This window comes from Leucobacter luti, assembly GCF_004217175.1.
Taxonomy (GTDB): Bacteria; Actinomycetota; Actinomycetes; order Actinomycetales; family Microbacteriaceae; genus Leucobacter; species Leucobacter luti.
The window spans coordinates 469,878-493,892 of sequence record NZ_SHKI01000005.1; the positions used below are offsets into that span (position 1 = coordinate 469,878).

The 24,015-nt window shown below is 68.8% G+C and carries 20 protein-coding genes; 16 read left to right on the forward strand and 4 right to left on the reverse strand.

Annotated elements, in window-relative coordinates:
- Nucleotides 1-8: 8 nt before the first annotated feature.
- Nucleotides 9-383, forward strand: a complete 375-nt coding sequence (locus tag EV139_RS11170; protein WP_241989032.1) for a DUF5684 domain-containing protein — start codon at nucleotides 9-11, stop codon at nucleotides 381-383.
- Between the two features lie 210 nt (nucleotides 384-593).
- Here EV139_RS11170 and EV139_RS11175 read toward each other — a convergent pair whose 3' ends face one another.
- Both EV139_RS11175 and EV139_RS11180 read right to left on the reverse strand, forming a co-directional pair.
- Nucleotides 594-1,031: a DUF2510 domain-containing protein gene (locus tag EV139_RS11175; protein WP_130454397.1), complete on the reverse strand. Its 438-nt coding sequence runs from the start codon at nucleotides 1,029-1,031 to the stop codon at nucleotides 594-596.
- A gap of 52 nt (nucleotides 1,032-1,083) precedes the next feature.
- Nucleotides 1,084-2,931, reverse strand: a complete 1,848-nt coding sequence (locus EV139_RS11180; RefSeq protein WP_130454398.1) for a DUF2207 family protein — start codon at nucleotides 2,929-2,931, stop codon at nucleotides 1,084-1,086.
- 204 nt (nucleotides 2,932-3,135) lie between these two features.
- Between EV139_RS11180 and leuA the strand changes: the two genes are divergently transcribed.
- From leuA to EV139_RS11215, 7 genes are all read left to right on the forward strand, one after another.
- The gene (leuA, locus tag EV139_RS11185) at nucleotides 3,136-4,899 is read left to right on the forward strand and encodes a 2-isopropylmalate synthase (protein ID WP_130454399.1); all 1,764 of its coding nucleotides are present in this window, start codon (nucleotides 3,136-3,138) and stop codon (nucleotides 4,897-4,899) included.
- A 134-nt stretch (nucleotides 4,900-5,033) separates the two neighbouring features.
- Nucleotides 5,034-5,678 (forward strand): Holliday junction branch migration protein RuvA, encoded by a 645-nt coding sequence (gene ruvA / locus EV139_RS11190; protein ID WP_130454400.1) that lies wholly within the window; start codon nucleotides 5,034-5,036, stop codon nucleotides 5,676-5,678.
- The gene (gene ruvB, locus EV139_RS11195; RefSeq protein ID WP_130454401.1) at nucleotides 5,675-6,694 is read left to right on the forward strand and encodes a Holliday junction branch migration DNA helicase RuvB; all 1,020 of its coding nucleotides are present in this window, start codon (nucleotides 5,675-5,677) and stop codon (nucleotides 6,692-6,694) included. Before ruvA ends, ruvB begins: the two co-directional genes overlap by 4 nt.
- 118 nt (nucleotides 6,695-6,812) lie before the next feature.
- A complete protein-coding gene (gene yajC / locus EV139_RS11200) occupies nucleotides 6,813-7,289 on the forward strand; it encodes a preprotein translocase subunit YajC (protein WP_130454402.1) in 477 nt (158 codons plus the stop codon).
- 60 nt (nucleotides 7,290-7,349) lie between these two features.
- Complete coding sequence (secD, locus tag EV139_RS11205) at nucleotides 7,350-9,137, forward strand: protein translocase subunit SecD (RefSeq protein ID WP_130454403.1); 1,788 nt, start codon at nucleotides 7,350-7,352, stop codon at nucleotides 9,135-9,137.
- Nucleotides 9,138-9,139: 2 nt separating this feature from the next.
- Complete coding sequence (gene secF, locus EV139_RS11210; protein WP_130454404.1) at nucleotides 9,140-10,168, forward strand: protein translocase subunit SecF; 1,029 nt, start codon at nucleotides 9,140-9,142, stop codon at nucleotides 10,166-10,168.
- Nucleotides 10,169-10,246: 78 nt separating this feature from the next.
- Nucleotides 10,247-12,499 carry a RelA/SpoT family protein gene (locus EV139_RS11215; RefSeq protein WP_130454405.1) on the forward strand — a complete coding sequence of 751 codons (2,253 nt, stop codon included), beginning with the start codon at nucleotides 10,247-10,249 and terminating at the stop codon, nucleotides 12,497-12,499.
- Nucleotides 12,500-12,524: 25 nt separating this feature from the next.
- On the opposite strand, the gene EV139_RS11220 is transcribed toward EV139_RS11215, so the two are convergent.
- Both EV139_RS11220 and EV139_RS11230 read right to left on the reverse strand, forming a co-directional pair.
- Nucleotides 12,525-13,043: a type IV toxin-antitoxin system AbiEi family antitoxin gene (locus tag EV139_RS11220; protein ID WP_130454406.1), complete on the reverse strand. Its 519-nt coding sequence runs from the start codon at nucleotides 13,041-13,043 to the stop codon at nucleotides 12,525-12,527.
- A 284-nt stretch (nucleotides 13,044-13,327) separates the two neighbouring features.
- Complete coding sequence (locus EV139_RS11230) at nucleotides 13,328-14,563, reverse strand: DUF349 domain-containing protein (protein WP_130454408.1); 1,236 nt, start codon at nucleotides 14,561-14,563, stop codon at nucleotides 13,328-13,330.
- Nucleotides 14,564-14,782: 219 nt separating this feature from the next.
- On the opposite strand from EV139_RS11230, the gene EV139_RS11235 reads away from it, so the two are divergent.
- The 8 genes from EV139_RS11235 (at nucleotide 14,783) to aroC (ending at nucleotide 23,970) form a co-directional block, all read left to right on the forward strand.
- Entirely contained in the window at nucleotides 14,783-16,111 is a 1,329-nt protein-coding gene (locus EV139_RS11235) for a replication-associated recombination protein A (RefSeq protein ID WP_237464328.1), read from the forward strand.
- A 264-nt stretch (nucleotides 16,112-16,375) separates the two neighbouring features.
- Complete coding sequence (gene rpsD / locus EV139_RS11240; RefSeq protein WP_130454409.1) at nucleotides 16,376-17,005, forward strand: 30S ribosomal protein S4; 630 nt, start codon at nucleotides 16,376-16,378, stop codon at nucleotides 17,003-17,005.
- Nucleotides 17,006-17,391: 386 nt separating this feature from the next.
- Nucleotides 17,392-17,613 (forward strand): hypothetical protein, encoded by a 222-nt coding sequence (locus EV139_RS11245; RefSeq protein WP_130454410.1) that lies wholly within the window; start codon nucleotides 17,392-17,394, stop codon nucleotides 17,611-17,613.
- A 61-nt stretch (nucleotides 17,614-17,674) separates the two neighbouring features.
- Nucleotides 17,675-20,329 (forward strand): alanine--tRNA ligase, encoded by a 2,655-nt coding sequence (gene alaS, locus EV139_RS11250; RefSeq protein ID WP_130454411.1) that lies wholly within the window; start codon nucleotides 17,675-17,677, stop codon nucleotides 20,327-20,329.
- Nucleotides 20,330-20,333: 4 nt separating this feature from the next.
- Entirely contained in the window at nucleotides 20,334-20,831 is a 498-nt protein-coding gene (ruvX, locus tag EV139_RS11255) for a Holliday junction resolvase RuvX (protein WP_130454412.1), read from the forward strand.
- Nucleotides 20,828-21,925: an endolytic transglycosylase MltG gene (gene mltG / locus EV139_RS11260; protein WP_130454413.1), complete on the forward strand. Its 1,098-nt coding sequence runs from the start codon at nucleotides 20,828-20,830 to the stop codon at nucleotides 21,923-21,925. Before ruvX ends, mltG begins: the two co-directional genes overlap by 4 nt.
- A complete protein-coding gene (locus tag EV139_RS11265) occupies nucleotides 21,926-22,768 on the forward strand; it encodes a shikimate dehydrogenase family protein (protein WP_130454414.1) in 843 nt (280 codons plus the stop codon).
- Nucleotides 22,769-22,773: 5 nt separating this feature from the next.
- The gene (gene aroC / locus EV139_RS11270; RefSeq protein ID WP_130454415.1) at nucleotides 22,774-23,970 is read left to right on the forward strand and encodes a chorismate synthase; all 1,197 of its coding nucleotides are present in this window, start codon (nucleotides 22,774-22,776) and stop codon (nucleotides 23,968-23,970) included.
- Nucleotides 23,971-24,015: the final 45 nt, after the last annotated feature.

Here is a 24,015-nt window from a genome sequence, read left to right on the forward strand (position 1 = left end):
GGGATACCGTGGAAACGATTACTGAACAGGCAAACTTCACCAGCATCATGCAGGACTACGGTCCCGTTGCGATCGTCTGGTACATCCTCGTGGCGATCGCCCTGTGGCGGGTGTTCTCGAAGGCCGGCTACGCCGGGATTCTCGCGATCATCCCGATCGTCAACATCTTCATCCTCGTGAAGGTTGCCGGGTACTCCGCGTGGATGACCCTGCTCTATGTGATCCCGATCGTCGGGTTCATCTTCAGCTTCTTCGTCGCGTTCAGGCTCGGCGACCGCTTCGGCAAGGGCGGGGCGTTCTCGTTCTTCCTGCTGTGGCTGCTCTCGCCGATCGGCTACCTCATCCTCGGGTTCGGCGCCTCGCGCTACACGCCGCGCAGCTGAGCTGAGCTGAGTGGCGGGGCTCGGAGCGGCGCGGCGGGGCCCGGAACGCACGCGGTGCGGCCCGGGCCCCGCTCCGCTCCGGGCCCCGGGCGCAGTGCGCCGAGCGGCTGTAGCCAACTGCTGCGCTGAGCGGCTGCAGCTGCGCTAACTGCTGCGCTGAGCGGCTGCCATAAGCGGCCGCCATAAGCGGCTGCGGCCTCCGTGCTGCCGCTAGAGGATGAAGATGATGCCCACGCAGCTGAGCACGAGGCCCGCGATGCTCAGGCCGCGCGCGCGTCCCGTGGCGGTGCCGCGCGCGATCCCCACGATCGAGAGCACGAGCCCGGTGATCCCGACCGCGAGCCCAAAGAACAGCGGCAAGAACACTGAGACGAGCCCCACCACGAATCCGGCGACGCCCGCGCCGTTGCTCGCGGGGGCGACCGTGTAGTGATGCTGGGGCGACGGGGCGGTAAACACCTGCTGCACCGGGTACTGCGGCACTGCATATTGCTGCACGGGGTACTGCTGCACGGCGTGCTGCTGCGCTGTGTGCTGCTGCGCCGGTCCAGGCTGCGTCGCCGGTGCGACGTGCGAGGTCCACTCCGCGCCGTCCCAGTACCGTGTGCTGCCTTCGGGGTCTGCGTACCAGCCGGCGGGTGTCTGCATGTGGGGGCCTTTCGTGCGTGGGTCCTCGAATAATCCCCCCTTGAGATCCAGCCTAGCGGCCTCCGGCGAATCCGCCGCCACCGCCGCCCCCCGCGAATCCGCCGCCGCTCGAGCCGCCCGAACTGCTCGCGCTGAACGTGGCGGCCGACGAGATTGAGCTCGAGAACCGCGCGATCGACGTGTCGAGGCGGTCAACACCACCCGCGGCGATCCCGGGGTACCACAGTGGAACGTAGGCGGGATCCTCGCGATAGTGGCTGGCGAGGGCGGTGCCCCAGGCCTTTTCGAGGCCGAAGAGCATCGCGTAGGGGAGCAGCCGCTCGTACAGCTCAATCACCTCGGCGCCGGCCACGGCGCGGCGCTCCGCGGTGGCCGTCGACTGGAGCATGGCGATCCGGTCGGCCTCGGCCACGCGGATGAACTCGCGCACGCCGAGCAGGTAGTTGCGCGTCTCAGCGCCGAGCGGCGTGAGTACCCGGTGGCGCACGAGCCCAACGATGCCGAGGATCAGCGTGACCACAGCGATGACGATGGCGAACACGGGGGTGAGCGAGAGCCGGTTCGTGATCCCGAGCGCGATGAGCACCGCGAGCACGACGACGAGCGCGAGACTGACCCAGCCGAGGATCCTGCCGAGCGGGCTGTGCACACGCTCGAAGTAGCCACGATCCTCCGCGGCCTTCGAGCCGGCCGAGGCGAGCCTGGCCATTCGCTCGCCAAACTTCGTGTCACCCTTCGGGACCGCAAACACGGTCCCCACCTCTCCCGAGGGGAACAGCTTCGTCACGGCGGCGGCATCCAGCGGGTCTGCCGCCGCTGTCGGGTCGAGGAGCCGGATCGCGAGCTCGGGCGACTTCGACGCCCGCTTGGCATCGGGGTCCGGGACCGCGTCCTCGATCCGGGTGGCGCCGAGCAGCGCGAGGTGCACGATCTCCGCCGGCGGGGTGGGCTTTGCGGCCCCCACGATCGGGCCGGCGATGAGTGGCGGGAGCGTGATCGGCACATCGTATTGGGCCACCACGGGGCGCGTGCCGCGCCGCTTCCGCGACATGCGCGCCACCGCGATAGCGCCGACGCTTGAGGTGACGAGGGCGCCGCCCCCGATCACGAGCGGCAGCGTGTCGAGCGCGAAGTTAGGCAGCCGCGTCTCGGGCTGCACGACTGTGCCGGGCTGCAGGCCGATGGCCACGGTGAGGCCCTCGTCGGCGGCGAGCGGCACGGGGCCGATCGCCACCGTGCCGTCCTCGTCTGCCGGAGCAACGGCGCACTCGTTCCGCGACTCGTACGTGCCGAGGTAGCAGCGCTGGGCGCCGGTGAGGTGATCTGCGAGCGCGGCCGAGAACGTGACGGTCGCCGAGGCCGCCGCGATTGGCTGCGCGCGATTGAGCGGGATGAGGTCCCAGTAAAACTCGTCGGCCGTGGCGTCGTCGCGGTGCACCACCACGTCGTCGACGGTGTAGCTGATCACGTACTCCTGTGTGCCGTGCACGAAGCGATCGTCGCCGGTGAGGACGCCCACGAGTGCGGAGTCACCGGTGTCGTCGCTGTCGCGCGAGACCTCGAACGGCAGGGCCGCGCCGGCCGCGTCGGTGACGGTGAAGTCGCGCGGGTCGGTGCGCGCCCCGAGGTACTCCTGGGGCACCAAGCGCACGATGCCGCGGTTCTGGTTCGTCTCGGGGAACTCTGCGACGAGGGTCTCGGTGATGTGCGCGACCGCGCGGCCCTCTGCGGTCACGTCGAGGTCGACGGCTACGTCCCAGCTTGAGTAGCTGAAGTTCTCGACGTTCGGATCGGCGTCTGCGAGGGCGGCGGGCGCAGCAGCGCACACCGCGGTGAGCGCGATCGCGCAGCCGGCGATCAGGGAGACAAGTGCGAAGCGAATCCTGCGGGGGAGGGACATAGTTCTACCCTACGAGTGAGTTCGGCCCCGGCTTCGGATGCGGCCGCGCGTCGCTGGGAGCCGTGCCCCGCGTGATAGGGTGGCTGCATGCTGTTCGGCTCGCTTCTCCTTAGCTGCCGCGACGAGTCCTAGTTCTCAGGCCTCCCTCGTCGCGGTGTTCGTGTTTGGCTGAGTGAACAAGAAGCTGATGAGAAGGACGAGCCAATGAAGAACACGCAGCAGCCATCCGGGATGCCGATTCACCGCTATCGCCCGTTCCACGAGATCATTCCCGTGGACCTGCCGGATCGCACCTGGCCCACGAAGCGCATCACGGAGGCGCCGCGCTGGTGCGCCGTCGACCTGCGCGACGGCAACCAGGCGCTCATCGATCCGATGAGCCCCGAGCGCAAGCGGATCATGTTCGATCTGCTCGTGAAGATGGGTTACAAGGAGATCGAGGTGGGCTTCCCCTCGGCGAGCCAGACAGACTTCGACTTCGTGCGCCACCTCATCGAGGACGGGGCGATCCCCGACGACGTCACCATCCAGGTGCTCACGCAGGCGCGCGAACACCTCATCACGCGCACCTACGAGTCGCTGATCGGCGCGAAGCAGGCGATCGTGCACCTGTACAACTCCACGTCGATCCTGCAGCGCGACGTGGTGTTCCGCTCGGACCGCGAGGGGATCAAGCAGATCGCCGTCGAGGGCGCGCGCATGTGCAAGGCCGCTGAGTCGATCTGCCCCGATGTCGACGTGTACTACGAGTACTCGCCCGAGTCCTACACCGGAACCGAGCTCGAGTACGCGGCCGAGGTGTGCAACGCCGTGCTCGAGGTGTTTGAGCCGACGCCCGAGCGCAAGGTGATCATCAACCTGCCCGCGACCGTCGAGATGGCCACGCCCAACGTGTACGCCGACTCGATCGAGTGGATGGGTCGCAACCTCAACCACCGCGAGAACGTGATCATCTCGCTGCACCCCCACAACGATCGCGGCACCGGCGTCGCGGCTGCGGAGCTCGGTTACCTGGCCGGCGCCGATCGGATCGAGGGCTGCCTGTTCGGAAACGGCGAGCGCACTGGCAACGTCGACCTCGTTGCGCTGGGCATCAACATGTTCACGCAGGGGATCGACCCCCAGATCGACTTCTCCCGCCTCGACGAAGTGCGCCGCACCGCCGAGTACTGCAACCAGCTCCGCGTCCCCGAGCGCAGCCCGTGGGCGGGCGACCTCGTCTACACCGCGTTCTCCGGGTCGCACCAGGACGCGATCAAGAAGGGGTTCGAGCGGATGGCGCAGGACGCCGAGGCCGCCGGAGTCTCGGTTGACGACATCGAGTGGGCGGTGCCGTACCTGCCCGTTGACCCCAAGGATCTGGGTCGCTCCTACGAGGCTGTGATCCGCGTCAACTCCCAGTCGGGCAAGGGTGGCGTGGCCTACCTGCTCAAGACCGACCACAGCCTGGATCTGCCGCGCCGCCTGCAGATTGAGTTCAGCGCCGTCGTTCAGGGGGTCACTGACTCCGAGGGCGGCGAGATGTCGAGCGACGCAATCTGGCAGATCTTCCAGGACGAGTACCTGCCGGCGCAGGCGGACGACGCCGAGCGCTGGGGCCGCTACGAGATCTTCCGCACGGCCACCACGAGCGCCGGCGACGGGGTGACCGAGCTCGTCATCGACTACCGTGATGGCGACGAGCAGAAGCAGGTCACGGCTCGCGGCAACGGACCGGTCGACGCGTTCATCACCGCGCTCAACGAGGACGGTCACGCCGTCACGCTCTTCGACTACGTGGAGCACGCGATGAGCTCGGGTGGCGACGCGCAGGCGGCGGCATACGTGGACCTCGAGGTCGACGGGCAGCGTCTGTGGGGCGTTGGCGTCGATCCCGACACGAGCCGCGCCACGCTGAAGGCGATCATCTCCTCCGTGAACCGCGCCGTGCGCGCCGCGGTTCCGGCGGCCGCAGCCGCCACCGCCTAGGTCGTAGCGCGCGCCCGCCTGTCGCGCCGCGCACGTCCGCTCCAGCGCCGCCCGCGCGCCGATCGTTCGTAGTTTTGTTCGAATGATCGGCGTTGCGGGCGGCGCTCGTTTCCCGCGCGGCCTAGGGTGGGCATGTGATTGCTTCGATTCAAGGCCCCGTGCTCAATTCGGGCGCCGGCTGGGTGGTGGTGGGCCTCGGTGGCCTCGGAATGCGCGTTGAAGTGCCGAGCGGCCGCGTCGCGCAGGCGGTACCCGGAGACGAGGTGGCGCTGCACACCTCGCTCGTGGTGCGCGAGGACTCGCTCACGCTCTTCGGATTCGAAACGCCCGCCGAACTCGCGGTGTTCGGGCACCTCATCGCGGTCTCCGGCGTGGGGCCGCGCAGCGCGCTCGGCGTGCTCAGCGGGCTCGCTCCCGCCGAAATTGCTGCCGCGGTCGCTGCGGACGACGAGAAGCCGTTCCGCAAGGTGTCCGGGATCGGGCCGAAGACCGCCAAACTCATCGTGGTCTCGCTCACGGGCAAGCTCGCCGGCCTCGACCTGGGCGAGTCGACCGCTGCCGGCAGCGCCGGGGGCGGGGCCCCCGCGACGGTCGCTGACGCCGTGGCCGAGGGCCTCGTCGGCCTGGGCTGGGGCCCGTCTGATGCGCAGGGTGCCGTGGCCGACGCGCTCGACGCCGGCGCACCCGACACGAGCGCCGAACTGTTGCGGGCCGCGCTTGCGCTGCTGCAGGCGGGGCGCCCGGGCGGGCGGGGCGCAAACGCCGGTGGCCGCCGATGAGTGACGAGCTGTCCCCGGAGGCGACCAGCTTCGAGCAGGGCTACGAGGGGGCGCTGCGTCCCGCGACGCTCGCCGAGTTCGTGGGCCAGGCGAAGGTGCGCAGTCAGCTCTCGCTGCTGCTCAACGCCGCAACCATGCAGCAGCGCACGCCCGACCACATCCTGCTCGCGGGCCCGCCCGGACTCGGGAAGACGACGCTCTCGATGATCGTCGCCACGGAGCTGGACAAGCCGCTCCACCAGACCTCCGGCCCCGCAATCCAGCACGCGGGCGACCTCGCCGCGGTGCTGTCGGCGCTCACCCCCGGTGAGGTGCTGTTCATCGACGAGATCCACCGGATGGCCCGGAGCGCCGAGGAGATGCTTTACCTGGCGATGGAGGACTTCAAGGTCGACATCATGGTGGGCAAGGGGGCCGGCGCCACGTCCGTGCCGCTTGAACTCTCCCCGTTTACGCTGGTCGGGGCGACCACGCGATCGGGGCTGCTGCCAAACCCACTCCGCGACCGATTTGGCTTTACCGCCCACCTCGAGTTTTACGGCACCGACGAGCTGGTCAGCGTGGTGCGCCGCGCGGCAGGCCTGCTGGGGTTTGGGCTCTCCGAGCAGGGCATCGAGGAGATCGCTGGCCGCTCGCGTGGCACGCCGCGCATTGCGAACCGGCTGCTGCGTCGCGTGCGCGACTTCAGCCTGGTGCACGATACCCCCGGTGACACCGCGACGGTCCAGGCCGCCCTCGCGCTGTATGACGTCGATGAGCACGGCCTCGATCGGCTCGACCGCGAGGTGCTGCGCGCGGTCGTAGAGCGCTTTGGCGGGGGGCCGGTGGGGCTCTCAACCCTGGCCGTCTCGGTGGGGGAGGAAGCCGAAACCATCGAGGCGGTGGTGGAGCCGTTCCTCGTGCGAACCGGCCTGCTGACCCGCACGCCGCGCGGCCGCGTGGCGACCAGGCTCGGCTGGGAGCACGTCGGTGCGGTGCCGCCGCCGGCGCCCGGGGCGCCCCCTGCGCTGATGTGACGCTGAAATCGCTGTGATTCAGCGCTGAATTCTGTGTTCAGACGCAGCATCGTCACGCTAGAATCGAGAGAATTGTGCCTTCTGCATCCGCACGTGCACGCCCACCGAAAGGACAATCGTGGCAATCGACCCGATCACACTCCTGATGTTTGCGCTCATCGCGCTGATGATCTTCTTCATGTTCCGCAACGGAAAGAAGCGTCAGGCGGCGATGCAGCAACTGCAGAGCGGGCTGCGTCCGGGAGCTGAGGTCATGCTGCAGTCCGGGATCTTCGGCACGGTCGACTCGGTGGACGAGGAAGACAACAAGGTGGTCGTCCGCAGCGGGACCAGCACGCTCGTGGTGCACCGCAACGCGATCTCGCAGATCGTGACCCCGGTTGACGCCCCGGAGGAGGACGCCGCAAGCGACCTGGCACCGGACGACGATCCCGCATTCGGCGAGCGCCTCGCGAGCGGCAACGCCGACGCCGCGCCGGCCGCCGAGGCCGCAGCCACCGAGCTCGATCAGCCGGTCGACCGCGCCGCTGATGACGCAGGAACCGAAACCCCCGACGCAGATCAGCAGGGCGGCGAGCAGACGCCTAAGGCGTAGCACGCAGCACCGCGGGGGAGCCCGCGGATCCCCCCCTCGCTCTAGAGAAAGCAGTAAGTCTTGGCGTCCACTCCAGCCGTGAGGCGAGCCCGTCGCTCCCTCGTGTTCCTCCTGGTCATCATTGTTGGCCTCGCGGGCCTTATCACCTACGGTGTGCTGCGCAGCGATGCGACGTGGACGCCAAAGCTTGCTCTGGATCTCCAGGGCGGAACCCAAATCCTGCTCGCTGCCGAGCAAACCGACGGCCAGGCCGTCGGTGGCGAACAGCTGCAGCAGGCCGTCTCGATCATCCGCCAGCGCGTTGACGCGGCCGGTGTGTCCGAGGCGGAGATCACCACGCAGGGTAGCCAGCACATCTCCGTCTCGATCCCCGGCAAGGCGGACGAGGCGACGCTGCAGCGCATTGAGGCCTCGGCGAAGCTCGACTTCCGCCCGGTGCTCGCCACCGGCATCGGCATCGACATGACGCAGAGCGCGATCGCCGGGGCAACCGGCGAGGACGGCGAGCAGACCGACGAGCAGAAGGCCACGGTCGAGCAGGCGAAGCAGGACCGCGCCGCGGCCGAAAAGATCGTGATGGCCGAGCCCGACGACCTGTACCCGTCGCCGCTCCCCGAGGAAGCGGGCGACACCGCCTGGCTCACCCCGGCGCTGCAGGCGCAGTTTGACGCGTTCACCTGCGACATGGAAGCCGACCTCAACGGCACCAACCCGGCCGCCGACAAGCCGCTCATCACCTGCGACGACACGGGCACCGCCAAGTACCTGCTCGGACCGGTGGAGCTCAACGGCGACGTGATCACGGACGCGACCGCTGGCATGGGCACCACCCAGACCGGCGCGACGACCGGCAGCTGGAACGTGCAGATCACCATGAACAAGGAGGGCGCTGAGACCTTCGGGAAGATCAGCACCCGCCTCTTCGGCGCAACGTCACCGCAGAACCAGTTCGCCTTCGTGCTCGACGGCAAGGTGCTCTCCGCGCCCGAGATGCAGGGCCAGATTCTCGACGGCCGGCCCTCGATCAGCGGCGACTTCACGCAGGAGACCGCGCAGGCCCTCGCCGATCAGCTGAAGTTCGGCGCGCTCCCCATCGACTTCACGGTGCAGAGCCAGGAAGACATCTCCGCGACGCTCGGCACGAGCCAGCTCGGCGCGGGCCTCCTCGCCGGCCTCATCGGCCTGCTGCTCGTGGTGGTCTACTCGCTCTTCCAGTACCGCGCGCTCGGCTCGCTGACGATCACGTCGCTTGCGATCGCCGGTATCCTCACCTACCTGCTGCTCACTTACTTCTCCTGGCGACAGGGCTACCGGCTCTCGCTCGCCGGTGTGGCGGGCATCATCGTGGCGGTGGGCTTCACCGCCGACTCGTTCATCGTCTACTTCGAGCGAATCCGTGACGCGCTGCGCGACGGCTTCTCGATCGAGAGCGCGGTTGAGCACGGCTGGAAGCGCGCCTTCCGCACCGTGCTTGCCTCGGACGGCGTCAACTTCCTCGCCGCCGTAATTCTCTTCATCCTCGCAGTCGGCAACGTGAAGGGCTTCGCGTTCACGCTCGGCCTCACCACGCTCGTCGACGTGCTCGTGGTGGCGCTGTTCACGCACCCGATGATGACGCTGTTCGCCCGAACCCGCTTCTACCAGAGCGGTCACCCGTTCTCCGGCCTCGACCCCAAGCGCCTCGGCGCTGTGTACCGCGGTCGCGCGCAGTTCCGCGAGCCCGTGGTGGCGAGCAAGGGGGCCGGGAAGAAGGTGGCCCGCAGCCAGAAGGAAGCTGAACGCCGTCAGACAATCGCCGAGCGCAAGGCGGCCGAGGCCGCCGGGACCGCCACCGGAAAGGAGAGCTAATCATGGCTCGCTCATTCGCCGAGTTCGGCAACGCGCTCTACACCGGTGAGAAGTCGATCGACTTCATCGGTCGCCGCAAGACCTGGTACGCGATCTCGATCGTGCTCATCATTCTCTCGATCGTCGGACCGATGCTGCGCGGTGGCTTCACCTTCGGCATCGAGTTCACGGGTGGCAGCCAGTTCCAGGTGCACCTCACCGACGGCCAGGATCGCGACCCCGCGATCGCCGAGGCCGCGGTGGCCGAGGTGCTTCCGTCAAGCCCGCCGCGCGTGTCCCTGCTCGGGCCCACCGACGTCCGGGTGCAGACGGAGGCGCTGAAGGAAGCCGAGAACCAGGAGGTGACGGCGGCGCTCGCGAAGGCGTACGACATCGACGCGGCCGACGTCACATACTCCTACATCGGACCCGCGTGGGGGCAAGACATCACGAAGCAGGCGATTATCGCCCTGATCGTGTTCATCGTGTTCGCCGCCCTCGTCATGGCGATCTACTTCCGCACCTGGAAGATGTCGGTCGCCGCAATGATCGCGCTGTTCCACGACCTCATCATCACCGCCGGGGTGTACGGGATCTCCGGCTTCGAGATCACCCCTGCAGCCATGATCGGCTTCATGACGATCCTTGGCTACTCGCTGTACGACACCGTCGTGGTGTTCGACAAGATCCGCGAGAACACGCTGCCGGGTGAGCTCAACGAGCGGCGCACCTTCGCCGAGGCGGTCAACCTCGGCGTCAACCAGACGCTCGTGCGCTCGATCAACACCTCGATCGTGGCGCTGCTGCCCGTGGGCTCGATCCTCTTCATCGGCGCGTTCGTGCTCGGCGCTGGGACGCTGCGCGACATCTCGCTCGCGCTGTTCATCGGCATCCTGGTCGGCGCGTACTCGACGATCTTCATTGCGGCACCCGCTTACGCGCACCTGCGCGCCGGTGACGCCGACGTGAAGCGCCACGACGAGAAGGTGCTCCGCGCTCGCGCCCAGCAGGCGGAGAGCGCCGACGAGGAAGACCTGGCCGCTTCCGAGTGACTGCCGCACCGCGGGCACCCCGGTTCGTCGGAATAGGTGCCCGTGGTGTAGCGTTCAAACATTCGAGGAGGAGTGCAGGTGGTAACGAATGATGTGACGCACGGCGGGACGACCGCGCTGCGTCGCCTCGTGCCACGAATCTTTTCTCGGGGGAGCGCTCCCGGCGCGGTGGACCAGCTGGTGCGCACGGTTCGCACCAATTATCCCCGCGCCGATCTCTCCGTGATCGAGCGGGCATACACGACCGCCGAGCGGGCGCACCGCGGCCAGAAGCGCCGCAGTGGCGAGCCGTACATCACCCACCCGATCGCGGTGGCGCAGATTCTCGCCGAGCTGGGCGTGGCCCCGGTGGCGATTGCCGCCGCGCTGCTCCACGACACGGTCGAGGACACCGACTACACGCTTGAGCAGCTCACGGCCGACTTTGGCGAAGAGATTGCGATGCTCGTCGATGGCGTCACCAAGCTCGACAAGGTCAAGTACGGCGACTCCGCGCAGGCGGAGACCGTGCGCAAGATGGTCGTGGCGATGTCGAAGGACATCCGCGTGCTCGTGATCAAGCTGGCAGACCGGCTGCACAACGCCCGCACCTGGGGCTTCGTCTCCGGCGAGTCGGCGAAGCGCAAGGCGCAGGAGACCATCGAGATCTACGCGCCGCTCGCGCACCGGCTCGGCATCCAGTCGATGAAGTCGGAGCTTGAAGACCTCTCGTTCGCGGTGCTCAAGCCCAAGCTCTACGCCGAGATCGAGAACCTCATCTCGCAGCGCAACCCGCAGCGCGACGAGCTCGTTGGCGTGGTGATCTCCTCGATCGAGGCAGACCTGCGTGAGGCGCGCATCCGTGGCGAGGTGACGGGGCGCCCCAAGGAGCTCTACTCGATCTACCAGAAGATGATCGTGCGCGGCCGTGACTTCGACGACATCTACGACCTGGTGGGAATCCGCGTGCTCGTGCAGTCGATCCGCGACTGCTACGCCGTGCTGGGTGCCGTGCACGCGCGGTGGACCCCGATCCCCGGGCGGTTCAAGGACTACATCGCGACGCCCAAGTTCAACCTCTACCAGTCGCTGCACACCACGGTGATCGGCCCGGACGGCCGCGCGGTGGAGATCCAGATCCGCACGGTTGAGATGCACCAGCGTGCCGAGTACGGCGTGGCCGCCCACTGGAAGTACAAGCAGCGGCAGCAGCAGGACCGCTCCGGCCCCAGCTCGAACGATATGGCATGGTTGGCCCACATCTCCGACTGGCAAGCAGAGACCGAGGATCCGAGTGAGTTCCTTGACGCGCTGCGCTTTGAGATCGGCGCGAAGGAGGTCTACGTCTTCACGCCGAAGGGCCGCGTGATCGGGCTTCCGAACGGCGGCACCACCGTCGACTTCGCCTACGCGGTGCACACCGAGGTGGGGCACCGCACCATGGGCGCCCGGGTGAACGGCCGCCTGGTGCCGCTCGAGACGAAGCTGCAGAACGGCGACGTGGTCGAGGTGTTCACCTCCAAGGACCCGAACGCCGGCCCCAACAAGAACTGGCTCAACTTCGTTCAGAGCAAGCGCGCGCAGAACAAGATCCGGCAGTGGTTCACGAAGGAACGCCGGGAGGAAGACGCTGAGACCGGCAAGACCGAGATCACGAAGGCGCTTCGCAAGCAGGGCCTCCCGCTGCACCGGGTGATGAACTCTGAGGCGTTGCAGCAGGTCGCACTGCAGCTGCGCTACGCGGACGTCACCGCGCTGTACGCGGCAGTGGGCGCAAACCACGTCTCCGCGCAGTCGGTGGTCGAGAAGGTGACCGCGCTCGTCTTTGACGATCAGACCTCCACGGAACCCGCGCTGGCGACCATGCCGATCATCGAGTCGCCGCGCGCGCCGCGCTCCTCGGACTCGAGCGGTGTGGTGGTGAAGGGCGCGTCCGACGTGCTCGCAAAGCTCGCGAAGTGCTGCACGCCAGTGCCCGGTGACGAGATCCTCGGCTTCGTGACGAAGGGTCAGGGCGTCTCCGTGCACAGGGTCGACTGCCACAACTTCGTCAACCTGCGCAATCAGCCCGAACGCGTGGTGGAGGTCGAGTGGGCGCCCACCACGAAGAGCGTGTTCCTGGTGCAGATCCAGGTCGAGGCGCTTGACCGCTCCGGCCTGCTCTCCGACGTGACCCGCACCCTCTCCGAGCACCACGTGAACATCCTCTCCGCCTCGGTCAATACCTCGAGTTCGCGGCTCGCGATCAGTAAGTTCGTGTTCGAGATGGCGAACGCGACCCACCTCGACCACGTGCTCAACGCCGTGCGCCGCATCGACGGCGTGTACGACGTGTACCGGATCACGAACTAGTCCCGCGCTCCGCAGTGTTCCCGAGCTAGAGCGTGCGCAGGCGCTCGCGTGCCCTGCGGCGCTGCGGCGCCGGCCCGGCCGCTAGGGCCTCCAGTACGGCTGCCCGGCTCAACCCGTGGGCGACGAGCAGGAGCCGGCAGGCGATCCGGTGTGCCGGGGTGAACTCCGCGCTGAGCCGCAGCAGGTCAGCGACGGTGCGCAGTGGCCCCGTGGTCGCGAACTGGCCGAATCGCGCCACCTCCGCCGCGCTGAGCCGGTACTCGTGGACGCGCACCTCGGTCGCCCGCATCGAGTGAGCGCCGCGGTGGCGAAGCGCAGAGACCTCGAGCGGGCGGCCAGGGGAGCGCGTGGCGCCCCAGACCCAGGCGGCGGTGCGGAGCACAGCGACGTGGCCGGAGGCAAGCCAGGGCGCGAGCGCGGCGAGGCGGGTCCGCGGTGTTTCGGGCCAGCCGACCAGGCGCACGCCGGGGCCGCAGCGCACGAGCGTGCCGCGTGTCAGCTCCGCGGACCGCACTGCCGCCGGCCAGGTGTCGACGCGGGGCATTACCGGGTGGCCGCGCGCACGGCCCCGGGCGCGCTCCGCTCGCGGGGACGCTGGGGGCGGCACTGCGGGCACTGGGGGCACTGCGGGCACTGGGGGCACTGCGGGCGCTGAACACGGTGAGGGCGGGGGAGGCCGCGAGCGCTGGGGATGGCGTGAGTGCGAGGTCATGCATCAATGGTGCGCTGCACCCCGCGAAACGACCAGGGGCCAGACGCCGAGTGTGGATAACTCGGGGTCTGGCCCCTGCGCCCGCTCGCGGTGAGCGACGGGCGTGTGCGTGCGTACTAGTCGCCGAGCGCCGCAAGCCACGACTGCTGCGTGGCGAGCTTCTCCTCGGCCTCCTTCTGCGCCTTCGCGTTCCCGGCTGCCTTCGCGGCGTCGATCTCGGCCGTCAGGTCCGCGATCGACGACTCAAGCTGACCGCGCAGGCCTTCGCTGCGAGCCTTCGTCTCGGGGTTCGTCTTGCGCCAGTGCTCATCCTCAAGCTGCTTGACGTGGTCCTCGATCTTGCGCAGGCGCCCCTCGACATCGCGCAGTGCCTCGCGGGGCACGCGGCCGATCTCGTCCCACTGCAGCTGGATCGCGGTGAGCTGCTTGCGCGCCGCGGCCCGGTCGGTGACCTGCAGGATCGGCTCGGCCTCGTCGAGCAGCGCCTGCTTCGCCACGAGGTTCGCGGTGTACTCCTCGTTGGTCTGCGCGGCTTCTTCGGCTTTCGCCTGGTAGAGCACGTCGCCCGCGGCCTTGAAGCGCGCCCAGAGCTGGTCATCGACCTTGCGGCTCGCGCGGCCGGCGACCTTCCAGTCCTCAAGGAGCGACCGGTAGGCGGGAATGCCCTCGATGCCCTTCGGTGCGAGCGCCTCCGCGGCAGCGATGATCCGCTCCTTGCGCTGCTTCACGTCCTTGTTCGTGGCGTCCATCTGCGCGAAGTGCGCGCGGCGCGCCGTGTCGAAGGTCTGGCGGGCGGAGCGGAAGCGCTTCCACAGTGCGTCGGCCTGGCCCTTGGGCACCTGCGGGCCGCTGCGCTGAGCGGCCTGCCAGTCGGTAAAGAGCTGCTCGAAGGCCTGACTCGTGTCCTTCCAGCGGATCGATGCCTCAGGCTGTGCGGCGAGGCGCTCGGCCTCGACGGCGATCGCCTCGCGCTTCGCGAGCGCCTCCTGGCGGGCTGCCTCGCGCTCGGCCTGCTGCTTCTCGCTGAGGGCGGCAGTCTTGGTGCCGAGCTTCTCCACGCGGGTGCGCAGCGCAGCGATGTCGCCCACCGCTGCGGGCTCAGCCAGCTGCTCGGTGAGCTTCGCCACCGAATCAGCCGCGGAGGCGTCGGCGGTGCCGCGCGCGATTCGCGCCTCCAGAAGCGTCACCTGCCCCTCCAGATCCGCAAACTTGCGGGTGAAGTAGGCGAGTGCCTCCTCGGGGGTGCCGTCGGGGAACGACCCTACGGCGCGTTCAGTGTCGCCCTCGCGGACGTAAACGGTCCGATCGTCGTCGACTCGGCCCCAGGGCGTTTCGTTGGTCGCTTCGCTCACGGTTCTGCTCACTTGTCGTGTGTGGGCCGGCCGCGCCGACCATACGGAATAGACCCCTCCACTATGCCACAGCGGGCGCGTCGCCGGATCGAACGCGCGCGGCTACCTCAGTTCACGGGGCAATATCGGTGTTATCTCGGGGTGTCGCGGCCCAAAGTTGCGCGTGCGCGGGCCCTGGCGGGCGCAGCGTGCGGGGCATTGTCGGTGGCGATCGGTAGCATGAGCATCGTGGAAACCCAGGGAATGCCGGCAGCGACGGCGCCGCTCGCGGTGCGAATGCGGCCGCGATCACTCGACGAGGTCGTGGGGCAGCAGCATCTGCTGCACCCCGGCTCTCCGCTGCAGGTGCTCGCCGCCGACACCGAGGGCGGTGGCGGAGCGGTCTCAGTGATTCTCTGGGGCCCGCCCGGCACCGGCAAGACGACGCTCGCCCAGGCGATCGCGCACTCGAGCGGCCGCCGCTTTGTTGAGCTCTCCGCGATCACGGCCGGGGTGAAAGACGTGCGCACGGTCATGGAGCGCGCCCTCAACGATCGCGACCTCTACGGCATCGCCACCGTGCTCTTTCTCGACGAGATCCACCGCTTCACCAAGGCGCAGCAGGACGCGCTGCTCCCCGGCGTGGAGAACGGGTGGGTCACCCTCGTGGCCGCAACCACCGAGAACCCCTCGTTCTCAGTGATCAGCCCGCTGCTATCTCGCTCGCTGCTGCTCACGCTTGAGCCCCTGCAAGACGACGAGCTGGCAGACCTGCTCAAGCGCGCCATCGCGGACCCGCGGGGGCTCGACGGCGCGGTTGAGGTGGAGCCCGATGCGCTCGATGCGCTGATCCAGCTCGCGTCCGGGGACGCGCGGCGCGCCCTCACCGGGCTCGAGGCTGCCGCCAGCTCGGCGGTTGCGCTCGGGGAGTCGCAGCGGGTCACCCCCGAGATCGTCGCCACCGCGGTGAACCGCGCACTGCTGCGCTACGACCGCAACGGCGATCAGCACTACGACGTGACGAGCGCGTTCATTAAATCGATGCGCGGCTCAGATCCAGACGCGGCGATTCACTACCTCGCGCGCATGATCGAGGCGGGGGAGGACCCGCGGTTCATCGCGCGGCGGCTCATGGTGCACGCTGCTGAAGACGTGGGGATGGCCGATCCGCAGGCGCTCGTGATCGCGGTTGCCGCCGCTGAGGCCACCCAGCTCATCGGTCTCCCCGAGGCGCGGATCCCGCTCGCCGAGGCAACGATCTACATTGCCACCGCACCCAAATCGAACGCCGTCATCAGCGCGATCGATGCGGCGATCTCGGATGTGAAGGCCGGGCGGTTTGGGCAGGTGCCGCTGCACCTGCGAGACGCGCACTACCCGGGCGCCAAGCGCATGGGGCACGGCAAGGGCTACGTCTACCCGCACAGCGATCCGCGCGGGGTGTCGAAGCAGCAGTACCTCCCCGACGAGCTCATCGACCGGGTCTACTACGCACCGACCACGCACGGGAACGAGCGCGGCGTCGCCGAGCGGCTCGAAAAGATCCGCCGGATCACCCGCCCCGAGTGAGCGTGGCGCGCGCGCATCGCCGCCCCGAGGCGTGATATGCTGAACGCTGGCCAACACTGAGCTCGTCGCAGGCTGCTGACGAGTTCTTGTGGCAGGTGCCCTGTAGCCGGGTTTCTGCGCTGGTCGTTCCCTCACCGAAACAGCGGTGTGCTGCGTCGCGTGCATTGCGAGCAAGAGCTCGTGAATGCGGGCGCAGCGTGGCCGAGAGAACACGTGCAACACCCGTGTGTTGCGCGGAATATACAGAAACCCGAAAGGATCAACGTGTCGACTACGTCGCGTACCCGTTCCCAGACCCGCCTGTCCCGCTCGCTCGGGATCGCGCTGACCCCCAAGGCAGCGCGCTACCTCGAGAAGCGCCCCTACGGCCCCGGCCAGCACGGCCGCACGAAGCGTAAGAGCGACAGCGACTACGCCGTGCGCCTGCGCGAGAAGCAGCGTCTCCGCGCCCAGTACGGCATCCGCGAGAAGCAGCTCACCATTGCGTTCAAGGAAGCGCGTCGCCTGGACGGCCTGACCGGTGAGAACCTGGTCGAGCTGCTCGAGATGCGTCTTGATGCCCTCGTGCTGCGTGCCGGCTTCGCCCGCACCACCGCGCAGGCTCGCCAGATGGTTGTGCACCGCCACATCCTCGTTGACGGCAAGATCGTCGACCGTCCCTCCTTCCGCGTGAAGCCGGGACAGCTCATCCACGTCAAGGAGCGCTCCGAGGGCACCGAGCCCTTCCAGGTCGCTGCCGCCGGTGGGCACGCCGAGGTGCTGCCCCCCGTTCCGGGCTACCTCGAGGTTGAGCTCGACAAGCTGCAGGCGCGTCTCGTGAGCCGCCCGAAGCGCGCGGACATCCCCGTGACCTGCGAAGTTCAGCTCGTCGTCGAGTACTACTCGGGCCGCTAAGCGATCTGAGTCGGCAAGACTCGAAGGGGCGTCGGAGCAATCCGGCGCCCCTTTTGCGTGCCCGCGGCGCGTGCGCGCGGCGCGTTTTGCGTTCCCGCGGCGCGTTTTGCGTGCCCCCGCCCGAGCTCACGCAGGAGATCCGAACTCAGGCGGACGAAATCGCCTGATTCTCCCCGCCTGAGTTCGGATCTCCTGCGCGAGTTCGGATCTCCTGCCTGAGTTCGGATCTCCTGCCTGAGTTCGGATCCGAGCGACACCACCCGCACCACCCCCGAACCACGCCCCGCGTTCGCATATCCTGAGCCCGCCAGGCCGCACCCGCTAAGCTTGAGCATGCTTTCCGACGCGGCTTCGCCGTGCTCGCTCGTCGAATGGAGGAATGAGACATGCGCAAGCTGATGTTGCTGCTCTTCGGAGTCGTGTTGGGCTTCATCGCCGCACACTTCATTAATCGCACCCCCGAGGGGCGGCAGTTCTTCGACCGCGTCAACCGTGGGGTCGACGAGTTCGGGCGCGCGTTCGCGTCCGGCTACGAGGCTGAGGTTGACGACGACTCACTCGCAGACGAGGTTGAGGAGGCCCTCCGGGCGCTCCCCACCAAGCCGTAGCTCGATCAGGCTGGCGCCGCCGCGCGCCGGTGCCGCACACCTCTCAGAAAGACCTCCCCGGATGCAGACCGCTGAAATTCATCGCCGCTGGCTCAACTTCTTCGAGCAGCGCGGGCACACCGTCGTCCCCTCCGCCTCGCTCGTGAGTGACGATCCGAGCCTCATGTTCACGGTTGCGGGAATGGTGCCGTTCGTGCCGTACCTGTCCGGCCTCGTGCCGGCGCCGTACCCCCGGGCAACGAGCGTGCAGAAGTGCATCCGCACGAACGACATCGAAGAGGTGGGCAAGACCCCGCGTCACGGCACGTTCTTCCAGATGTGCGGCAACTTCTCGTTCGGCGACTATTTCAAGTCAGACGCGATCAAGTACGCGTGGGAGCTGCTCACCACGTCCGAGGACGGCGGCGGGCTGGGCTTCGAGGCGAAGGACCTGTGGGTCACTATCTACGAAGAGGACGACGAAGCGTTCGCCCTGTGGCGTGAGCACTCGTCGTTGCCCGAGGATCGCATTCAGCGGCTCGGGAAAGACACCAACTACTGGTCGACCGGGCAGCCCGGCCCGGCGGGCCCCTGCTCCGAGATCTTCTACGATCTCGGGCCCGAGCACGGGATCGACGGCGGCCCGATCACCGACGACGACCGCTACGTGGAGATCTGGAACCTGGTCTTTATGCAGTACCAGGTCGCCGACGTGAAGTCGAAGACCGACTTTACGATCCTGGGCGAGCTGCCGAAGAAGAACATTGACACCGGCATGGGCCTGGAGCGCGTCGCGTTCATCAAGCAGGGCGTGCAGAACATGTACGAGATCGATCAGGTACGCCCGGTGCTTGATCGCGCCGCGGCGCTCGCCGGCAAGGTGTACGGCGCCGACCACGCAGACGACGTGCGGCTCCGCGTGATCGCGGACCACGTGCGCAGCGGCCTCATGCTGATCGCAGACGGGGTGACCCCGTCGAACGAGGGCCGCGGCTACATTCTGCGCCGCCTGCTGCGCCGCGTGATCCTGTCGATGCGCCTGCTCGGCTTTGACGGTTCGAGCTTCGCGGAGCTGTTCCCGGTGTCGCGCGACGCGATGAAGGGTGCGTACCCCGCGGTCGAGCGCGACTTCGAGTTCATCTCGCGCGCGGCGTACGCCGAGGAGAAGACCTTCCTGCGCACCCTCGCCTCGGGGATCCAGATCCTCGAGACCGCCGTCGACACGGCGAAGAGCGGCTCAGTTGCGGTACCGGGCGACACCGCGTTCCTGCTGCACGACACGCACGGCTTCCCGATCGAGCTCACGCTTGAGATCGCCGAGGAGGCCGGCGTCGCCGTCGACCGTACGGTGTTCGGTGAGCTGATGCAGGAGCAGCGCGACCGGGCGAAGGCCGACGCGAAGGCGAAGAAGGGGCAGCGCGCCGACCTCTCCGTGTACAAGGAGCTGCGCGGCCTCGGGGAGACGCTGTTCACCGGCTACGACGAGCTGACGCACGAGAGCCGCGTCCTCGGCCTCGTGGTCGACGGCGTCGCGGTGCGCGAGGCGCGCGAGGGTGAGGTCGCGGAGGTGGTGCTCGCCGAGACGTCGCTGTGGGCGGAGTCGGGCGGCCAGGACTCGGATCAGGGCGTGATCGTGGGCGACGGCTTCGAGGCCGAGGTGCTCGACGTGCAGAAGCCCGTACCGGGCCTCGTGGTGCACACGGTCCGCGTGACGATCGGCACGATCGGGATCGACCAGCGCGCCGAGACCCGCGTCGACGCTGATTACCGCAGGGGCGCCACGCAGGCGCACTCCGGGACGCACATCGTCCACGCGGCGCTGCGCGAGGTGCTCGGGTCGAGCGCGCACCAGGCGGGCTCGTACAACAAGGCCGGCTACCTGCGCCTCGACTTCACGCACACCGACGCCCTCTCGCAGGAGACGAAGAGCGAGATCGAGGAGATCTCGAACCTCGCGATCCGGTCAGACTACGAGGTCGTGACCCGCGAAATGGGAATCGACGAGGCGAAGGCAATGGGCGCGATGGCGCTGTTCGGCGAGAAGTACGGCGACCGCGTGCGCGTGGTGGACATCGGCGGGGAGTGGTCGCGCGAGCTGTGCGCGGGCACCCACGTGTCGAGTTCCTCGGAGGTGGGCATGATCAGCCTCATTTCCGAGAGCTCCGTCGGATCGACCAACCGTCGCGTCGAGTCGCTCGTGGGGATCGAAGCGTTCCGCAACTTCGCCGCGGAGCGTGCGATCGTGCAGCAGCTGACGAGCGGACTGAAGGTGCCTCGCGCTGAGCTGATCGGCCGCGTCCAGGACCTGGGAGCGCAGCTCAAGGCCGCCGAGAAGAAGATCGCGGCGTTCGAGGCCGCGAAGCTCGCGGAGCGGGTCCCGGAGCTCGTCTCCGGCGCCGAGACCGTTGGCGCGCTGCGCGTGGTGCTCGCGTCGCTGGGCAGCGTGGGCTCGGCGGACGACGTGCGCGGGCTCGCGCTGCAGGTGCGCGAGCGGCTCTCCGGCGAGGCCGCCGTGGTGGTGCTCGCCGGCGAGAGCGACGGCAAGCCCGTCGTGATTGCCGCGACAACCGAGGGTGCACGTAGCGCGGGTGTCCGCGCCGGTGACCTCGCCAAGCTGGGCGCGAAGGTGCTCGGCGGCGGTGGCGGGGGTAAGCCCGACCTCGCGCAGGGCGGCGGCACCGACCCGGCCAAGATCGACGCGGCGCTTGCGGAGATTCGCCGCAGCCTCGCGGGATAGCCGGATGCGCACGGGCGTTCGAATCGGCGTCGATGTGGGCAAGGCCCGCATCGGCGTCGCACGAAGCGACTTCCACGGCATGCTCGCGACCCCGGTTGAGACCGTCGCTCGTGACGCGGCGGGCATCACCGACCTCGCGCGGCTGGCTGAGATCGCCGCGGAGCTCGACGCCTTCGAGGTGGTCGTTGGACTGCCGCTCAACATGCGCGGAGAGCACACCCCGTCGACCGACGATGCGACCGGCTTTGCGGCGCGCCTCGCGGCGCGCCTCGCGCCCGCGGGAATCGGCACGCGGCTCGTCGACGAGCGCTTGTCGACCGTGTCGGCGCAGGGGCAGCTGCGGCAGGCTGGAAAGAAAACGAAACAGAGCCGCTCGATCATTGATCAGGCAGCGGCAGTGGTGATCCTCCAACACGCGCTCGACAGTGAGCGCGCGCAGGGTGAGGCGCCCGGGAGCGCGGTCGACGTGGCCGCGCCGGACGCGAAGGAGAACGTCGAATGAACGCACGCGCGCGCAAGGAGTCTTCGGGGGCCGGGAAGAAGATCCTCATCTCCCTGATTGTTGCGGTGCTCCTGCTGGGCGGCCTCGCGGCCGCGGGAGGCTACCTGTGGACGCAGTACGGGGCGCAGATCTCGCTCGCGCTCGGCTGGACCACCAACGACTACGAGGGCCCCGGCGAGGGCGACACGATCGTGGTGATCACCGAGGGTGAGATCGGCGAGGATATCGCCGCGAGCCTGGCCGAGGCCGACGTGGTGAAGACCTCCGAGGCGTTCTACTCGCTGCTGCTCGCACAGGACCCCGCCGTTGAGTTCCTGCCGGGCTCGTACCGCTTGAAGCTGCAGATGAGCGCCCAGGGGGCGCTCGACGCGCTGCAGGACCCCGCGAACAAGATGCAGCTCACCGCGATGATCCCCGAGGGCAAGACGGTGGACCAGACGATCGAGCTGATCTCGGCGGGGGCAGACATCCCGCTGCAGGAGCTGCAGGACGCCGTCGCGGACCCGGCTCCCTACGGCCTGCCCGAGGGGGTCACGAGCCTTGAGGGGTGGCTGTTCCCGGCGACCTACGAGTTCGAAGAGGACACCACGGGCGCGCAGGCGATCCAGCGGCTCGTCGACGAGCAGAAGAACGTGCTCACGGAGTTTGGCGTCGCCGAGGCGGACTGGGAGCGCACGCTCACGATCGCGGCGATGATTCAGCGCGAGGGCGGTCGGATCGAGGATTTCGCGAAGGTGTCGCGCGTGATCCAGAACCGGCTCGACCAGGGCATGAAACTGCAGATGGACTCCACCGCGCAGTACGGCATGGGCCAGCACGAGGACGGCTCCGTGTGGTCGACCGACGAGGCGCTCACGGACGAGAACCCGTGGAACACCTACGTGATCGAGGGGCTCCCAGCCGGGCCGATCGCCAACCCCGGCCGCGACGCGATCGATGCGGCGCTCAACCCGGAGCCGGGGGACTGGCTGTACTTTGTGGCGATCAACCTCGACACGCGCGAGTCTGCGTTCAGCGTGACGCAGGAGGATCATGAGGCTGCCGTTGGCGTGCTGAACGAGTGGTGCGCGGCGAACCCGGGCAAGGGCTGCTAGGTGGTCGACCAGCTGGCGGTGCTCGGCTGGCCGATCGGGCACTCGCTGTCGCCCGCGATCCATCGGGCCGCGTACAGCACGCTCGGGCTGCCCTGGCGCTACTCGGCGGTGCGCTGCGGGGCGGACTCGCTCGCCGCGTTCGTGGCGTCGCGCGGCCCCGAGTGGCGGGGCTTCTCGGTCACGATGCCGCTCAAGGAGGAGGCGCACCGGATCGCGCGTGATCTCGACCCGGTCGCGCGGGCGAGCGGCGTGGTGAACACGCTGCGGCGGCGCGACGACGGGCGCGGCTGGGACGGCTTCAACACCGATGTCGCGGGACTCGCGACAGCGATTGGCGCGGCCGGTCTCGATCCGGCCGACACGATCGTGCTCGGCACGGGAGCCACGGCGGTGTCGGCGGTGCTCGCCGCGCAGCGCCTGGGGGCCGGACGGATCCGCGTTGCGGGGCGCAACTCAGCAGCGGCCGCGGCCCTCGCGGCCCGCGGGGACGAGGCGACAGCGATGTCCGCACACGGGCTCGCGGACGAGGCGCTCCGCGATGGCTCGTCGACGCTGATCATTTCGACCCTGCCCGGCCCCGCGGGGCGCGCACTCGATGTGCCGGCCGCTCTCACGGCGGTGCCGCTCTTCGACGTGGCCTACGACCCGTGGCCGTCGCCCCTCGCGGAGCGCTGGCGCGCCGCGGGCGGTGTTGCCCACCCGGGCACGGCCATGCTCATTGAGCAGGCAATCGTCCAGGTGCGGATCTTCAGCTCCGGGGACCCAGACACGCCGCTCGCCGATGAAGGGGCGGTGCGCGCGGCGATGCGCGGAGCGACGGCCTCCGCCGATATGGGAGGATAGTGGGCATGCTGCGTTGGCTTACCGCTGGAGAATCCCACGGCCCCGAACTGATTGCTGTCCTGGAGGGGCTGCCTGCTGGCGTGCCCATCTCACTCGAAGAGATCCGGGCAGACCTTGCCCGGCGCAAGCTCGGCTATGGCCGCGGCTCCCGCATGAAGTTTGAGCAGGACGAGCTCAACCTCTCGGGCGGCGTGGTGCAGGGCGTATCGATCGGTGGTCCGGTGGCGATCCGGATCGGCAATACCGAGTGGCCCAAGTGGGCCGAGGTGATGTCTGCCGAACCCACTGAGCTGTCAGAGAAGTCGCGCGGTCGCGGCGCCCCGCTGACGCGCCCGCGCCCCGGGCACGCAGACCTCACCGGGATGCAGAAGTACGGTTTCGACGAGGCGCGCCCGGTCCTTGAGCGCGCCAGCGCCCGCGAGACCGCCGCCCGCGTGGCCCTCGGCGCCGTGGCGCGTGCATTCCTCGGCGAGCTCGGTATTGGGCTCGTGAGCCACACCGTGTCCCTCGGCGACATTGTCGCCCCCGCTGGCTCGGCGCTGCCGCGCCCGGAGGACACAGCGGCGCTCGACGCTGACCCGCTGCGCTGCTTTGACGCCGCAACGAGCGCGCGCATGGTGGCCGAGGTCGACGACACGAAGAAGTCGGGCGACACGATCGGCGGCATCGTCGAGGTGCTCGCCTACGGGCTCCCGCCGGGGCTCGGATCGTACGTGCACTGGGACCGCCGCCTCGACTCGCGCCTCGCTGGTGCCCTGATGGGCATCCAGGCGATCAAGGGCGTGGAAGTGGGCGACGGTTTCGAGACGACGCGCCGCCGGGGCTCCGCGGCGCACGACGAGCTGCACGTGGCCGCCGGCCAGATCGCGCGCGAGACCGGTCGTGCCGGCGGCATCGAGGGCGGCATGACGACCGGCCAGGTGCTCCGCGTGCGCGCGGGGATGAAGCCGATCGCCACCGTGCCGCACGCGCTCCCCACGATCGATGTCGCAACCGGCGAGGAGGCGAAGGCGCACCACCAGCGCTCCGACGTGTCCGCGGTTCCGGCGGCCGGCGTGGTGGCCGAGGCGATGGTCGCCCTCGTGCTCGCAGACGCGGTCACCGAGAAGTTTGGCGGCGACAGCGTCGCGGAGACGAAGCGGAATCTTGAGTCGTATCTCGCCGCGATCCCCGAGCGACTGTCGACCGTCATCGAGTCGTGACCGGGCATCGCCGGGTCGCGCGGACGGCTGGGCCGCCAGCGGCAC

What these genes read in the sequence shown, in the direction of transcription:
- ruvX (WP_130454412.1), top strand. Translation starts at nt 20,334, where the DNA reads ATGCGCACGGGCGTTCGAATCGGCGTCGATGTGGGCAAGGCCCGCATC.
- EV139_RS11175 (WP_130454397.1), bottom strand. Translation starts at nt 1,031, where the DNA reads ATGCAGACACCCGCCGGCTGGTACGCAGACCCCGAAGGCAGCACACGG.
- aroC (WP_130454415.1), top strand. Translation starts at nt 22,774, where the DNA reads ATGCTGCGTTGGCTTACCGCTGGAGAATCCCACGGCCCCGAACTGATT.
- EV139_RS11235 (WP_237464328.1), top strand. Translation starts at nt 14,783, where the DNA reads ATGAGCATCGTGGAAACCCAGGGAATGCCGGCAGCGACGGCGCCGCTC.
- mltG (WP_130454413.1), top strand. Translation starts at nt 20,828, where the DNA reads ATGAACGCACGCGCGCGCAAGGAGTCTTCGGGGGCCGGGAAGAAGATC.
- EV139_RS11180 (WP_130454398.1), bottom strand. Translation starts at nt 2,931, where the DNA reads ATGTCCCTCCCCCGCAGGATTCGCTTCGCACTTGTCTCCCTGATCGCC.
- alaS (WP_130454411.1), top strand. Translation starts at nt 17,675, where the DNA reads ATGCAGACCGCTGAAATTCATCGCCGCTGGCTCAACTTCTTCGAGCAG.
- leuA (WP_130454399.1), top strand. Translation starts at nt 3,136, where the DNA reads ATGAAGAACACGCAGCAGCCATCCGGGATGCCGATTCACCGCTATCGC.
- EV139_RS11245 (WP_130454410.1), top strand. Translation starts at nt 17,392, where the DNA reads ATGCGCAAGCTGATGTTGCTGCTCTTCGGAGTCGTGTTGGGCTTCATC.
- secF (WP_130454404.1), top strand. Translation starts at nt 9,140, where the DNA reads ATGGCTCGCTCATTCGCCGAGTTCGGCAACGCGCTCTACACCGGTGAG.
- EV139_RS11220 (WP_130454406.1), bottom strand. Translation starts at nt 13,043, where the DNA reads ATGCCCCGCGTCGACACCTGGCCGGCGGCAGTGCGGTCCGCGGAGCTG.
- ruvB (WP_130454401.1), top strand. Translation starts at nt 5,675, where the DNA reads ATGAGTGACGAGCTGTCCCCGGAGGCGACCAGCTTCGAGCAGGGCTAC.